The organism is Peribacillus psychrosaccharolyticus ATCC 23296, from assembly GCF_000305495.1.
Classification (GTDB): Bacteria; Bacillota; Bacilli; order Bacillales; family DSM-1321; genus Peribacillus; species Peribacillus psychrosaccharolyticus.
Genome location: NZ_AJTN02000190.1, coordinates 1 through 14,051, shown reverse-complemented (window position 1 = coordinate 14,051; position 14,051 = coordinate 1). Strand labels below are relative to the sequence as shown.

Here is a 14,051-nt window from a genome sequence, read left to right as displayed (position 1 = left end):
TTCAAATGTCCAAGCTTGAGCAATATATGTTAACAACAGAAAAAAATGGTCAGCCAATCGATCAGGAGCAATTTATTAAACAGTTCGAGAAAATTATGAATAAAGCGAGTTTCACTGGAACAAACGGAATGCAAAAGCTGTTGATTAAGTTGAACCCAGAACATCTCGGTGCTCTGCGTATTGAAATCATTCAAAAAGATACAGGATTAACAGCAAGAATTATGGCTACTACTTCAAAAGGCAAAGAGATGCTCGAAACACAGCTTCAAGCATTAAAGCAATCTTTTGCAGCTCAAGGAATACAGGTTGACAAAATTGATATAACACAAACTACTTCTTTTCAAGAACGATTTACTCCAAGAGATACTGAATCTCAACAGCAGAGACAGCAATCAAAGGAGCAGCCAAAAGAAGATAGTGAAGAAACACAAAATGAATTTACTCATCGTTTTGCAGAAGCGCTTGTAAACTATGAGATTTAAGAAGGGAGATAATTATGGCTATCGATACATCTTATTTACTATCTACCTATCAAACTGCACAACGAGAAGTAAAAGGAGATAACTTAGGTAAAGATGATTTTCTTAAGTTATTGATGACACAACTGCAAAATCAGGATCCGACAAGTCCAATGGACGATACGCAGTTTATTTCCCAAATGGCGACTTTTTCTTCCCTTGAACAGGTTTCGAATATAAGCACTACATTAGATAAGTTTGTATCACTGCAGCAGCAAAATTCTCTAATATCCTATAACCAATTCGTTGGTAAAGAAGTTACTTGGCATAACATTATTGAAAGTGAAGGCAGTGAGCCGATTATACAAGAAGGAACGGGTGTAATTTCGTCCATTCAATTCAAAGGGGACAGTGTTAACTTTATTCTAGAAGATGGAACATCACTTGAGCCGGGTAATATATCGGAAGTCAAGCAAACTAGTTCTACTGGCAGTTTAATGTCTGCAAGTGAACTAATTGGAAAGTTAATTTCTTATTTAAATGATCAAAATGAAGAAACATCAGCAATAGTTAAGGCAGTTCAGATGAAAGATGGAAAAGCCCAATTAATTCTGGAGGATGGATCAGATACGAAAATTACATCCAATCAAATTACGAAGATTGCCAAAGCGTAAATAGGAGGATATATGGAGAAAACTGTTTTCAGACCATTATCCAGCAATCCGATTCTGCTGCCTCCAAAAACATCGGTAAAGCAACAGGCTCAACAAGGATTTGCTAAGCATTTACAGTCCGCTGTCGATACTAAGAGCAGTGCACTTTCAGTCAGTAAACATGCGCAAAAACGACTGACACAAAGAAATATAGAAATAGATCAATTAACTTGGTCTAAGATTGAAGATAAAGTTAGAGAAGCAAAGAAAATGGGTGTAACAGATTCTCTGGTCATAACACAAAATGCCGCACTAGTCATTAGTGCTAAAAACAACACCGTCATTACTGCCATGGGACGGGATGAAGCATCATCCCAGATTTTCACCAATATAAACGGAACGATCCTATTGGATCTGTAGGCTGGACCTGAAAAGGGGGCCGAGGCTGTGGAATGATTGAAGCAGCCATAAAAGAAAGGGGAGCACTTATATGCTTCGTTCAATGTATTCAGGAATCAGCGGAATGAAAAACTTCCAGACAAAATTAGATGTAATCGGTAATAACATTGCCAATGTTAACACATACGGATTTAAGAAAAGCCGGGTGACCTTCGGTGATTTAATGAATCAGACCGTTGCAGGTGCAAGCGCAGGTTCAACTACTCGTGGTGGTACAAATGCGATGCAGGTGGGGCTTGGATCGAAATTATCGACCATTGATACGATTCATACAAATTCAAGTCAACAAACGACTAACCGTTCATTAGATCTTTCAGTAAATGGAGATGGTTATTTTGTCGTAAGTGATGGAACGAAAGAATATTATACCCGCGCAGGAAACTTTTATTTGGATCAGAATGGTAAACTGGTCAATTCAGAAGGATTAAAGGTAAAAGATAAAGATAACAATGAAATCACGATCCCTAGTGATGCACAAAGCTTTACTATAGGGAAACTAGGAGAAATCAACATCATTGGTGCAGACGGGAGTGCTAAACTACCAATACAACAACTAGCTGTGGCTACATTTAATAATTCTTCAGGTCTAACCAAGTCTGGGGATAACATATTCGAAGTATCGAGTAATTCTGGTGCAGCGAAAAAGGATATTGCTGGTAGTGCAGGTCATGGCACGATTACTAGTGGCTCTCTAGAGATGTCCAATGTCGATTTATCTGAAGAGTTTACCGACATGATTGTTGCTCAACGTGGTTTTCAAGCCAATTCTCGAATTATCACAACTTCTGATGAAATTTTACAAGAACTAGTAAACTTAAAACGATAAGGTAAGGGAGGGAGGAGCTCTAGTTACCCTAGAGCTCCTATAAATCATAATTAATGTGACACGATTAAATGGAAAGAGTTTTTCTATAAATGCCTTGTACATTGAAACAATCGAATCTCTTCCTGATACGACAATAACGTTTACGAGCGGTAAGAAAATTGTCGTGAGTGAGGCAGAAACAGTAGTCGTCCAATTGATAACCGACTTTTATCGTTCTGTTAATGTACTAGGATTACGTGATATTTCGGGGGAACAACATGAAAAATAAACTACTTATGATTTTATTAATTATTCTCGTATCCATTACGCTTGTTGGAATAGTCGCTGTTGTGATCATTGACAGGAATACTGGAGAAGGATCGGCTGAGAAAGCTCCTTCTATTGAAGAAATCGTGGAAGCGTCGGTTGAAATTCCTGAAGTCACAACGAATCTTGCAAGCGGAGATTTCATTAGAATGGCCTTTACTATTCAAACTGACAGCAAAAAAGCGAAAAAAGAACTAGAACAAAGAAATTTTCAGGTGAACAATATCATTATTACTGAACTTTCTGAAATGAAAGCAGAAGATCTTACTGGGAAAAACGGAAAAGAAAAATTCCAGTTAACATTAAAAGAGAAAATTAGTCACTTGATGCAAGATGGAAAGGTCGAACAAGTATATATAACCTCCTCAATCCTGCAATAAATTACAGAAATCTAGATAAGTTTTGGAGGTGACGTTGTTGTCAAGTGAAGTATTATCGCAATCGGAGATTGATGCCTTGCTCTCTGCCATTTCTACTGGAGAAATGGATGCAGAAGAACTAAAAAAAGAAGATACCGTTAAAAAGGTCAAGTCATATGATTTTAAAAGGGCTTTACGCTTTTCAAAGGATCAAATAAGAAGCTTAACGAGATTACATGAAAATTTTGCAAGATTACTAACAACTTATTTTTCCGCTCAATTACGTACATATGTTCAAATTTCAGTTGCTTCTGTCGATCAAATTCCGTATGAGGAATTTATCCGATCGATACCTAAAATGACGATTCTTAATGTCTACGAGGTACCACCGTTGGATGGACGCATTGTAATGGAGATTAACCCTCATATTGCCTATGCCATGATGGATCGCGTGCTTGGCGGTAGAGGTGTCAGTACAAATAAGGTTGAAAATTTAACTGAAATTGAAACGAAAATTATGTCAAATCTTTTCGAAAAAGGATTTGAAAATCTACAAGAGGCATGGGCTACCTTAACCGATATCGAACCGGTCTTAACGGAATTTGAGGTTAATCCACAATTTGTCCAAATGGTCTCACCCAATGAAACGGTTATTGTCATTTCAATGAACTCGCAAATTGGTGAAACAAGTGGAATGATTAATATTTGTATTCCTCATGTTGTCCTAGAACCAATCATGCCAAGACTGTCAGCGCATTATTGGCTCGCCTCTTCTAAAAAGGAACGACTTCCAGAAGAAAGTCTAACCTTGGAGAAACGAATTAGAAATGCATCATTGCCATTATCTGCTGAACTCGGTGTTACTGAGATATCGATTCAGGATTTTTTACAACTTGCAGTGGGGGATGTAATTGAATTGAAACAGGGAATCGATCGGCCTCTTACCATAAAAGTAGGCGAGGTTCCAAAATATATTGGCCAGCCAGGTAAGGTTGGAAAAAAACTAGCTATCCAGATTATTGATACTGTGAAAGGAGGAGACGAAGATGATGAGTGAAGACATGCTTTCACAGGATGAAATAGATGCTCTTTTACGAGGTACTGACGATTTAGAAAATAGTGAGACACAGTTAATCGATAGTTACTTATCCTTAATGGAACAAGATACCCTTGGTGAAATAGGCAATATTTCTTTTGGGAGCTCAGCTACAGCTTTGTCGACTTTATTAAATCAAAAGGTCGAAATTACGACACCTAATGTAACTCTAGTAGAAAGAACAAAAATAGCGGATGAATTTCCACAGCCCTACGTGGCGATACAAGTTAGTTATACAATGGGTTTCTCAGGTATTAATTTGCTTGTAATTAAGCAAAGTGATGCGGCAATTATTGCTGACTTAATGTTGGGAGGAACAGGTACTAATACAACGGATGGACTTGGTGAAATCCAGTTAAGTGCTGTTCAAGAAGCAATGAATCAAATGATGGGTTCAGCTGCGACCTCAATGTCCACGATTTTTAATAAGAAAGTAGATATTTCTCCGCCAAGTGTTGATCTGCTTGATTTTGAACATGGTAAAGGAGAAGGGTCCATTCCAAACGATCATTTATTTGTGAAAATATCATTTCGCCTGAAGGTCGGTGAGCTGATTGATTCTAATATAATGCAGCTGCTTCCGTATGATTTTGCACAGAGCTTGGTTAATGAATTACTTAATCCCAATCCTCCTGTCGAATCAAATGATTCTACCAGCAGCCAGTACCATACAGAACCTGCTGGCTCAAAGGAACCAGCAATAGATACCCAAAGAGAGAGAGAGCAAAAACAAAATCAGCTGATGAATGAGTCTGCTTATTCCATGCAGAATAGTGTTCAAACCCAGACAAGGGATCAACAGCGCCCAGAACAGCCGCAGCATTTTGGTTCTTCACACAACGCAGCAAGTGAGCCAATTAATGTACAACCGGCAAGTTTTTCGAGTTTTCAGCCCTATCAAATGGAGCGTAATGAAGCTAGTAATCTCAATATGCTGCTCGATATCCCGCTGAATGTAACAGTAGAGCTTGGAAGGACGCAGCGTTCCGTTAAAGAAATTCTAGAGTTGTCATCCGGATCAATTATTGAACTGGATAAGCTGGCTGGAGAACCAGTCGATATATTAGTAAATAACCGCCTGATCGCCACAGGTGAAGTGGTCGTAATTGATGAGAACTTTGGCGTACGTGTTACCGATATTGTCAGTCAGACAGATCGCTTAAAAAACTTAGATAAATAAATTTGGGGGTACTACTAATGGGACACAGAATTTTAATCGTTGATGATGCGGCGTTTATGAGAATGATGATTAAAGATATATTGTCGAAAAATGGATTTGAAATCGTCGGTGAGGCAGCTGATGGAGTTCAAGCTGTTGAGAAATACCGGGAAACACAGCCAGATCTAGTAACGATGGATATTACCATGCCAGAAATGGACGGGATAACTGCATTAAAAGAAATTAAACAAATTAACCCTAATGCAAAGGTCATTATGTGTTCTGCGATGGGCCAGCAAGCAATGGTTATTGATGCTATCCAAGCAGGAGCTAAAGATTTCATCGTGAAACCTTTCCAAGCGGACCGTGTTCTTGAAGCTATTAATAAAACATTAAGCTAATTGCTAAGAGGTGGCCCTATCTTGCTTATAAAAAAATACTTCTTATTCTGCTGGTTCTTTTTTGCGGCCAGCAGGGTATGCAGGTTCAGGCAGAAAATATTGAAAAAAGTGTAAAAGATGGTTATTCAGAAATAGAAGAAACCCCGAAAAAAACGGATGCTCCAGCTGAAGGAAAGACGACCGAAGTAAGTGATGAATCAGGAAACATCGGCATAACTTTTTGGGACATTGTCAGGACGATTGCCGCTTTGATATTTGTTATCGTTCTTTTGTATTTATTGCTTCAGTTTGTTAATAAAAAGAGCAAAGCATACCAAAAGGCAAATACGGTTGAAAATTTAGGCGGAACAAGTCTTGGTTCTAATCGTTCTGTTCAGATCATTAAGGTTGGCCAGCGTATTCTAGTTGTCGGTGTCGGGGAAAATATTCAGCTGTTAAAAGAAATTGATGATAAAGGCGAGTATGAACAGATTCTTAACGATCATAATCAAAAAATAGATCAATTGATTCGTCCTGCCGATATTCTCTCAAAGTGGAGAGACAAATTAAAAGGAGAAGGAAGCAGCTCTAAGAGTTTTGCTCCTCAATTTAAAAAGCAGGTACTTGAGCTGACAAAAGAACGTAAAAAAGCGCTGGGTGTGCTCAATAAGAAAGGAAGAAACATGGATGAATGATGTTATGGAGCTGTTTGCTAACAGTGAAGCCGCCAATGTCTCTACTTCTATTAAGCTCATTTTAATGCTGACGGTTCTATCACTCGCCCCGAGTATTTTAATTTTAATGACTTGTTTTACTAGAATTGTTATAGTACTTGGATTTGTCAGGACGTCATTGGCGACACAGCAGATGCCGCCGAACCAAGTTATCGTTGGTCTAGCAATGTTCATTACGTTTTTTGTAATGGCGCCTACTTTTCAAGAAGTAAATCAACAAGCATTGACGCCTCTATTAGAAGAAAAGATCGAATTAGATGAAGCCTATGAGCTTGCTGCTGGACCATTTAAAGAATTTATGAGTGCCCATACCCGGGAAAAGGATTTAGCACTGTTTTTAAACTATGCCAAGATTGATAAACCAAAAACAATCCAAGATATCCCATTAACGGCACTTGTGCCTGCTTATGCAATCAGTGAAATAAAAACGGCTTTCCAAATTGGATTTATGATTTTTATTCCCTTTTTAGTGATTGATATGGTCATTGCCAGCGTTCTGATGTCAATGGGGATGATGATGCTTCCACCCGTTATGATTTCACTTCCGTTTAAAATTCTCTTATTTGTTCTTGTGGATGGCTGGTATTTAGTTGTGAAATCATTACTACAAAGCTTTTAGGATGTGAATAAGCATGACACCTGAGACAGTCATTGATGTGGCGAAACAAGGTATATATACAGTCCTTATTGTGAGTGGACCCTTACTGATTATTGCACTTGGTGTGGGCCTCTTGGTAAGTATTTTCCAAGCCACTACTCAAATACAGGAACAAACGCTTGCCTTTGTTCCAAAGATTGTTGCTGTATTAGCCGGTCTAGTCATTTTTGGACCTTGGATGCTGAGCCATATGCTATCGTATGCTAATGAAATATTCAGTAATTTAAATAGGTTTGTAGGGTAGCAGATGGAGGATTTACTACAGAATTTTCCGGCTTTTTTATTAGTGCTGGTTCGAGTTTCAGCTTTCTTTATTATGATGCCGTTCTTTTCGTACCGGACAATTCCAGCCTCACATCGGTTAGGTCTTAGCTTATTCTTAGCCTGGATTATGTACTATTCGATAGATGCGCCGGTATTAGAGCTAGATTCAGTGTACTTTCTTCTTATTTTAAAAGAAGCACTGGTGGGTTTGTTCATAGGGTTTGCAGCTTTTATGATTATGACCGTCGTACAAATTGCTGGTGGTTTCATTGACTTTCAGATGGGTTTTTCGATTGCCAATGTTATTGATCCGCAATCAGGTACACAAAGTCCATTAACTGGACAGTATTTATATACTATCGCTTTACTCTTATTACTTTCGTTGAATGGTCACCATTTATTACTCGATGGGATCTTTTATAGTTATCAATATGTTCCAATGGATCAATTGTTCGTACCATTTGGTAATGAAGCCTTAATGGAATACTTCGTTAAAGCCTTTAACCAAACATTCATCATTGCGCTGCAAATGTCTATACCAGTAGTCGGCTGTCTGTTTTTAGTCGACGTTGGACTTGGAATTGTCGCGCGAACCGTTCCGCAATTAAATATTTTTGTTGTCGGTATTCCAGTCAAGATTATAGCGAGTTTTATGATGCTGTTCGTCGTAATGGGAATGATGATGGTGGTTGTAGAACATCTATTTGACTATTTGCTCGTCACGCTTAGAGGGTTGATGCAGCTGATCGGAGGATCATAAATGGCACTCAACCTTGATTTGCAATTTTTCGCAGGAGAAAAGACAGAAAAAGCGACTCCAAAGAAAAAACAGGATTCCCGGAAAAAAGGTCAAGTGGCCAAAAGTCAGGATATTAATACGGCAATCACGTTACTCGCCGTTTTTATGGTCTTGATGGTCACCGGTGCTTCTATGCTTGATGCATTTTTGCGGTTAATACGACATGCCTTTCGTTCATATATGCTGATGCCGGTTACTGAGGAAAGTGTCTTGCTATTGTTAACAGAGGTGATTATTGAAATAGCGAAAATTCTGGCACCGATTTTAGGTGTTGCGCTTCTTTCTGCTGTAGCCTCGAATTTTTTACAAATTGGTTTCCTATTTTCGACTGAATCTATCCAGTTTAAACTGGATAAAATTGATCCAATCAAAGGATTTAAACGTATTTTTTCTTTGCGTGCTATTGTTGAATTATTAAAATCAATCCTTAAAATTTCCTTCGTTGGTCTGGTTACATTTTGGGTCATCTGGGGCCGGATGGATGAAATAATGACCCTGTCTCAGAAAACAGTCGCAGCTGCCATGGCGACAATAGGTGATATTACAGTTAGAGTCGGATTATATGCATCCGCTGCATTACTGTTTTTATCCTTACTTGACTATCTTTATCAAAAATATGACTTTGAAAAAAATATCCGGATGTCTAAACAAGATATCAAGGATGAATATAAAAACATTGAAGGCGATCCACTGATTAAATCAAAAATTAAACAAAAACAGCGAGAGATGGCCATGCAGAGAATGATGCAGGAAGTTCCGAATGCGGATGTTGTGATAACTAATCCTACACATTTTGCAATAGCCCTGAAATATGATGAACAAAAATCTGATGCACCATATGTTGTAGCAAAAGGAGTCGATTTTGTTGCACAGAAAATTAAATTGGCGGCGAAGGAACATGACATTATTATGATGGAAAATCGCCCCTTGGCTCGATCACTATATGATCAAGCTGAAATCGGTCAGGCAATACCTGAGGAATTTTTCAAGGCGGTTGCGGAGATACTCGCGTTTGTATACAAGACAAAAGGAAAAATATAAACGCGGCCACAGGTGAGGAGAGAAGAGAATGTCAGCAAGAGATTTACCCGTATTAGTCGGTGTGATTATGATTGTAGCTATGTTAATTGTACCACTGCCGACCTGGCTAATAAGTATTTTAATTTTAGTAAATATATCTCTTGCACTCCTTGTATTGTTAAACACGATGAATATGAGGGAGCCGCTGGAGTTTTCAATTTTCCCATCCCTTTTGCTCCTGTTGACTCTTTTTAGATTAGGACTAAATGTATCAACTACTCGTGCAATTCTGACGCATGGTGAAGCCGGCGGTGTAGTTGAGACGTTTGGATCTTTTGTTGTCGGAGGAAATGTAGTAGTAGGTTTAGTTGTGTTTCTTATTCTTATTATTATTAATTTTATTGTTATTACGAAAGGTTCAGAGCGAGTGTCGGAGGTAGCGGCAAGGTTCACACTTGATGCGATGCCTGGTAAACAGATGAGTATTGATGCAGATTTAAACGCAGGCATGATTTCAGAAATAGAAGCACGTGAGAGACGGGAAAAAGTCGGCAGAGAAGCGGACTTTTATGGTTCGATGGATGGTGCGAGTAAGTTTGTTAAAGGTGATGCGATTGCCGGTATTATTATCGTTATTATTAACTTGATATTCGGAATGATTATTGGTGTCATGCAGCTTGAAATGAGTATGGGCGAAGCAGCCGCACACTTTTCCATGTTGACAGTTGGTGATGGAATAGTCAGTCAGATTCCTGCACTATTAATCTCGACAGCGACAGGAATTACAGTGACACGGGCTGCATCAAAAGGAAATCTTTCCAATGATATCGTATCACAATTACTTTCTTATCCTAGTATGTTATACGTCACGGCAGGAACCATGTTTTTCTTGGGACTCTTTACACCAATTCCAGAGATAATCACAATCCCGCTGGCAGGAATTATTGCGTATGGCGGATACCAGATTACGAGAACACCAAAGCAGGACATCAAACAAATAGAAGAAACAGAAGAAGAAATTCAAACAGATGAAATGAAAAGTCCTGAAAGTGTTGTCAACCTGTTAAGTGTTGACCCAATAGAGTTTGAGTATGGGTTGATTCCTCTTGCTGACGCCAGTCAAGGGGGAGATTTACTCGATCGTGTAGTTATGATTAGACGTCAACTGGCTATTGAACTAGGACTTGTGATTCCGGTCGTTAGAATCAGGGATAATATTCAGTTGAATCCCAATGAATACAGATTAAAAATCAAAGGCAATGAAATGGCGAGGGGTGAATTATTACTCGACCATTATTTAGCAATGAGCCCTGGGGTCGATGATGAATCAATAGAAGGAATCGATACAATTGAACCCTCTTTTGGACTTCCTGCTAAATGGATTGCAGAAGATATGAAAGAAAACGCAGAAATGATGGGGTATACAGTAGTCGATCCGCCAAGCGTTGTTTCAACCCACCTGACAGAAATTATCAAAGGGAATGCTCACGAGCTGTTAGGACGTCAAGAAACGAAACAGCTAATTGACCATCTGCGTGAAACAGCCCCAATCCTCGTAGACGAAGTCACACCCAGTCCGTTATCAATCGGTGAAGTACAAAAGGTTCTATCCAAGCTATTAAAGGAAAAGGTATCCATACGGAATTTACCAATCATTTTTGAAACACTAGCTGATTATGGAAAAATCACTTCAGATGCCGATTTATTGAACGAATATGTACGCCAGAACCTTGCAAGGCAAATAACCAACGCATTGTCTGTTGGCAATGACAGTCTAAAAGTGGTTACATTGTCTGGCCGTGTTGAGAAAATAATTGCTGATGCCGTTCAGCAGACTGAACACGGAAATTATTTATCACTCGACCCGAATGATTCACAGGTAATCCTTGAATCAATTGCATCAAAATTGGAGGAGTTGACCTTGATGGAGCAGTCACCTATCGTTTTATGTTCTCCTGCTGTAAGGATGTATGTCAGACAGATGATGGAGAGGTATTTTCCACAGGTGCCGATTCTTTCCTATAATGAATTAGAAGCCAATGTTGAAGTTCAGAGTGTTGGGGTGGTGAATGTGGAGTGAAGGTGAAAAAATATGTAGCTTCTTCAATGTCAGAAGCTATGAAAAAAATCAGGGAAGAACTAGGCAGCGATGCGGTTATTTTAAGCTCTAAACCCGTTTTTTCCCACGGATTCATTGGTTTCTTTAAAAAACGCAGCATAGAGGTTATCGCTGGGATTGAACCACCTTCTAAAAAGCCAATTCAAAAACAAAAACAAAAAAAGCTGCCTGATAAACCGGCTGATGCACACCTTGCATCTTCAATAAAAATAGAAAAACAGCTAAAAAGTTCTGATTCTGCTCAAGTTGAGTTAGTCAAAGAAATTGCCGATATAAAAAACATGATGAAAGGTTTGGGAAAGACAAATACGTTTTATCCACTTCCTTTACAGCCGGTAAGCAAGATCTTAATCGAACAAGAAGTGGATCCATTTTTACATGAAGAATTATTAGAAAAGCTGGTTAACAAATGGCATGAAAACCATGGTACAAGCGATGCAGGGACAGTATGCGGCTGGTTAAATGCTGAACTCGTAGCCAAGCTGTCAGGAATACCTAATTGGGGAGTAACGTTTCAAAAAAAATTCATTAATTTTGTAGGACCAACTGGGGTGGGTAAAACAACGACCCTTGCTAAAGCAGCAGCTGATTCTATTTTAATTCACAATAAAAAGGTTGCCTTTATTACGACTGATACATATCGTATTGCCGCTATTGAACAATTAAAAAAATACGCTGAGATTTTAAATGTACCGGTTGAAGTAGCATACAACTTAGAAGATTTTAAACGCGCAGCAGAACGGTTTGCTGAATATGATTTGATTTTCATAGATACTGCAGGCCGTAATTTTAGAAATCGAGAATATGTTAAAGATCTTAGCCGAGTTATTGATTTTACTACGGAAATGGAAACCTATCTTGTCCTTTCGTTGACATCAAAGGAAAAAGATATGACTGATATTTATCAGCAGTTTTCCTTAATTGAGATTAAACAGGTGATTTTTACAAAGGCAGATGAAACCTCTACGTATGGAACGATGTTGAATTTTATTAATCAGCATCAGCTTGGTGTTGCGTATCTAACGTATGGACAGGATGTACCTAATGATATTGAACAGGCAAGCCCAGAATTAATTGTGAAAACCATATTAGGAGAAAAGAGATATGCATGATCAAGCCGAGAATCTACGGTTGAAGTTACTATCACATAGAACCTCAAGTCATGCTAAAGCAGTAGCCATTGTAAGTGGAAAAGGCGGGGTAGGGAAATCGAATTTTTCATTAAACTTTGCCATCTCGTTGGCAAGACTAGGTAAGCGTGTGCTGTTGTTTGATATGGACATTGGTATGGGGAATATAGACATTTTAATGGGGAGACATTCTGAGCTGACTATTATTGATTTTTTTGAGCGGCAGATCCCTCTCAAAGACATTATTACGGCAGGTCCGGAAAACATCTCCGTTCTTGCAGGCGGTTCTGGTCTTTCATCCCTTTTTTCACTTGATGAAGCTTCATTTGAACGATTTCATTCCGAGTTGACCCTGTTACTTGGACACTATGATTATATTCTTTTTGATATGGGTGCAGGAATCAATCAAGATTCTAGTAAGTTTCTATTATGTGCGGATGAATTAATTTTCATCACTACACCAGAACCTACAGCAATCATGGACGCTTATTCAATGATGAAATATTTAAATTCAATAAATAATCTTCTGCCATTTTACTTAGTCTGTAATCGTGCTGAAGGAACAAAGGAAGGAAAGGAAACAATTAGGAAGCTTCAAAATGCACTAGAAAAATTTTTGTTGAAGGAGATTTCTCCTCTCGGTTTATTGCCGGATGACAGTACAGTTTCACGTGCAGTAACTAAACAGATTCCTTTCCTCCTTTATGAACCAAATGCCAGGGTGTCTAAAGCTCTTACAGAAATTACGTCTCGTTTTATTAAACAATCCTTTTCTGACGATTTGACGGTAAAAAACAGAAATTTTCTAGGGAATTTAAAACGATATTTTCTTGGAAAGTAGGGCGAGAAAATGAAAAAAATTACCGTTCTTATTGTAGATGATTCAGCGTTTATGCGAAAACTGCTTAAAGATTTCCTTACCGAGGACCCAAACATTCTGATTGTTGGTACAGCTAGAAATGGCGCGGATGCGATTAAGAAAGTTAAGGAACTTAAGCCGGATGTGGTTACATTAGATGTCGAAATGCCTATCATGGATGGCATCGATGCCTTAAAAGTAATGATGGAAGAGTGTCCTACAGCCGTTATTATGCTTTCTAGTACAACACAGGAAGGTACAGAGAGTACCCTTGCTGCCATGCAATTAGGGGCATTTGATTTCATTGCCAAGCCTTCTGGAGCTATTTCACTGGATTTACACAAAATTAAGAGTGAGTTGATTTCCAAAGTACTATGCGCCGGTACGGCAAATATTGCGAAGCTGCACATGCCCCAGAATGATTGTGAGAGAAAGCCGGCAGTAGTTGAATCAAGTAGTGAAACCGTGCAACAAAAGTTCCTTACCCACAAACATATACCGTATAAAACCGGAAGTGAAAAGAAACTCATAGTGATTGGGACGTCAACAGGTGGTCCGAGGGCGCTGCAAACAGTATTATCGATGCTTCCAGCATCAATAAATGCACCGATTCTTGTCGTTCAACATATGCCCCCAGGTTTTACAAAATCTTTGTCTCAACGGCTTGATACGTTATCGGCCATTCAGGTCAAGGAAGCAGAAGATGGCGAGATTCTAAAAAAAGGAACGGCCTATATAGCTCCGGGCGGTTATCATTTAAAGGTTAAAAATT

The 14,051-nt window shown here is 38.8% G+C and carries 18 protein-coding genes; all 18 read left to right on the top strand.

From position 1 onward, the window contains the following. Positions 1–482 (top strand): flagellar hook-length control protein FliK (locus tag WYK_RS10995; RefSeq protein ID WP_161629127.1); only part of this gene is annotated, 482 nt, incomplete at its 5' end. A gap of 14 nt (positions 483–496) precedes the next feature. Then, complete coding sequence (gene flgD, locus WYK_RS10990; protein ID WP_040374547.1) at positions 497–1,132, top strand: flagellar hook assembly protein FlgD; 636 nt, start codon at positions 497–499, stop codon at positions 1,130–1,132. Positions 1,133–1,144: 12 nt separating this feature from the next. Beyond that, complete coding sequence (locus WYK_RS10985; protein WP_040374546.1) at positions 1,145–1,531, top strand: TIGR02530 family flagellar biosynthesis protein; 387 nt, start codon at positions 1,145–1,147, stop codon at positions 1,529–1,531. 70 nt (positions 1,532–1,601) lie between these two features. Continuing rightward, entirely contained in the window at positions 1,602–2,396 is a 795-nt protein-coding gene (flgG, locus tag WYK_RS10980; protein WP_040374545.1) for a flagellar basal body rod protein FlgG, read from the top strand. A gap of 46 nt (positions 2,397–2,442) precedes the next feature. Then, positions 2,443–2,664, top strand: a complete 222-nt coding sequence (locus WYK_RS10975; RefSeq protein WP_040374544.1) for a flagellar FlbD family protein — start codon at positions 2,443–2,445, stop codon at positions 2,662–2,664. Then, complete coding sequence (fliL, locus tag WYK_RS10970) at positions 2,654–3,082, top strand: flagellar basal body-associated protein FliL (protein WP_040374543.1); 429 nt, start codon at positions 2,654–2,656, stop codon at positions 3,080–3,082. Before WYK_RS10975 ends, fliL begins: the two co-directional genes overlap by 11 nt. A gap of 37 nt (positions 3,083–3,119) precedes the next feature. After that, positions 3,120–4,118, top strand: coding sequence for a flagellar motor switch protein FliM (gene fliM / locus WYK_RS10965; protein ID WP_040374542.1), 999 nt, complete (start codon positions 3,120–3,122; stop codon positions 4,116–4,118). After that, complete coding sequence (gene fliY, locus WYK_RS10960; protein ID WP_040374541.1) at positions 4,108–5,337, top strand: flagellar motor switch phosphatase FliY; 1,230 nt, start codon at positions 4,108–4,110, stop codon at positions 5,335–5,337. Before fliM ends, fliY begins: the two co-directional genes overlap by 11 nt. 17 nt (positions 5,338–5,354) lie before the next feature. Further along, entirely contained in the window at positions 5,355–5,717 is a 363-nt protein-coding gene (locus WYK_RS10955; protein ID WP_040374540.1) for a response regulator, read from the top strand. Positions 5,718–5,794: 77 nt separating this feature from the next. Further along, positions 5,795–6,391: a flagellar biosynthetic protein FliO gene (locus tag WYK_RS10950; RefSeq protein ID WP_051387447.1), complete on the top strand. Its 597-nt coding sequence runs from the start codon at positions 5,795–5,797 to the stop codon at positions 6,389–6,391. Next, complete coding sequence (gene fliP, locus WYK_RS10945) at positions 6,384–7,049, top strand: flagellar type III secretion system pore protein FliP (protein WP_040374538.1); 666 nt, start codon at positions 6,384–6,386, stop codon at positions 7,047–7,049. The genes WYK_RS10950 and fliP overlap by 8 nt, the downstream gene beginning before the upstream one ends. Before the next feature lie 13 nt (positions 7,050–7,062). Beyond that, positions 7,063–7,332, top strand: coding sequence for a flagellar biosynthesis protein FliQ (gene fliQ / locus WYK_RS10940; protein ID WP_040374537.1), 270 nt, complete (start codon positions 7,063–7,065; stop codon positions 7,330–7,332). Between the two features lie 3 nt (positions 7,333–7,335). Next, on the top strand, positions 7,336–8,112 hold the full coding sequence (gene fliR / locus WYK_RS10935; RefSeq protein WP_040374536.1) for a flagellar biosynthetic protein FliR: 777 nt from the start codon (positions 7,336–7,338) through the stop codon (positions 8,110–8,112). After that, a complete protein-coding gene (gene flhB, locus WYK_RS10930; protein WP_040374535.1) occupies positions 8,113–9,192 on the top strand; it encodes a flagellar biosynthesis protein FlhB in 1,080 nt (359 codons plus the stop codon). A 28-nt stretch (positions 9,193–9,220) separates the two neighbouring features. Next, positions 9,221–11,251 (top strand): flagellar biosynthesis protein FlhA, encoded by a 2,031-nt coding sequence (gene flhA, locus WYK_RS10925; protein ID WP_040374534.1) that lies wholly within the window; start codon positions 9,221–9,223, stop codon positions 11,249–11,251. Next, positions 11,248–12,402: a flagellar biosynthesis protein FlhF gene (flhF, locus tag WYK_RS10920; RefSeq protein ID WP_040374533.1), complete on the top strand. Its 1,155-nt coding sequence runs from the start codon at positions 11,248–11,250 to the stop codon at positions 12,400–12,402. Before flhA ends, flhF begins: the two co-directional genes overlap by 4 nt. Next, entirely contained in the window at positions 12,395–13,261 is an 867-nt protein-coding gene (locus tag WYK_RS10915) for a MinD/ParA family protein (protein ID WP_040374532.1), read from the top strand. The genes flhF and WYK_RS10915 overlap by 8 nt, the downstream gene beginning before the upstream one ends. A 9-nt stretch (positions 13,262–13,270) precedes the next feature. Beyond that, positions 13,271–14,051 (top strand): chemotaxis-specific protein-glutamate methyltransferase CheB (gene cheB, locus WYK_RS10910; RefSeq protein WP_040374531.1); only part of this gene is annotated, 781 nt, incomplete at its 3' end.

Coding starts and splice junctions, on each gene's coding strand:
- flgD (WP_040374547.1), top strand. CDS start 497: ATGGCTATCGATACATCTTATTTACTATCTACCTATCAAACTGCACAA.
- WYK_RS10985 (WP_040374546.1), top strand. CDS start 1,145: ATGGAGAAAACTGTTTTCAGACCATTATCCAGCAATCCGATTCTGCTG.
- flgG (WP_040374545.1), top strand. CDS start 1,602: ATGCTTCGTTCAATGTATTCAGGAATCAGCGGAATGAAAAACTTCCAG.
- fliL (WP_040374543.1), top strand. CDS start 2,654: ATGAAAAATAAACTACTTATGATTTTATTAATTATTCTCGTATCCATT.
- fliY (WP_040374541.1), top strand. CDS start 4,108: ATGATGAGTGAAGACATGCTTTCACAGGATGAAATAGATGCTCTTTTA.
- WYK_RS10955 (WP_040374540.1), top strand. CDS start 5,355: ATGGGACACAGAATTTTAATCGTTGATGATGCGGCGTTTATGAGAATG.
- WYK_RS10950 (WP_051387447.1), top strand. CDS start 5,795: ATGCAGGTTCAGGCAGAAAATATTGAAAAAAGTGTAAAAGATGGTTAT.
- fliP (WP_040374538.1), top strand. CDS start 6,384: ATGAATGATGTTATGGAGCTGTTTGCTAACAGTGAAGCCGCCAATGTC.
- fliQ (WP_040374537.1), top strand. CDS start 7,063: ATGACACCTGAGACAGTCATTGATGTGGCGAAACAAGGTATATATACA.
- fliR (WP_040374536.1), top strand. CDS start 7,336: ATGGAGGATTTACTACAGAATTTTCCGGCTTTTTTATTAGTGCTGGTT.
- flhB (WP_040374535.1), top strand. CDS start 8,113: ATGGCACTCAACCTTGATTTGCAATTTTTCGCAGGAGAAAAGACAGAA.
- flhA (WP_040374534.1), top strand. CDS start 9,221: ATGTCAGCAAGAGATTTACCCGTATTAGTCGGTGTGATTATGATTGTA.
- WYK_RS10915 (WP_040374532.1), top strand. CDS start 12,395: ATGCATGATCAAGCCGAGAATCTACGGTTGAAGTTACTATCACATAGA.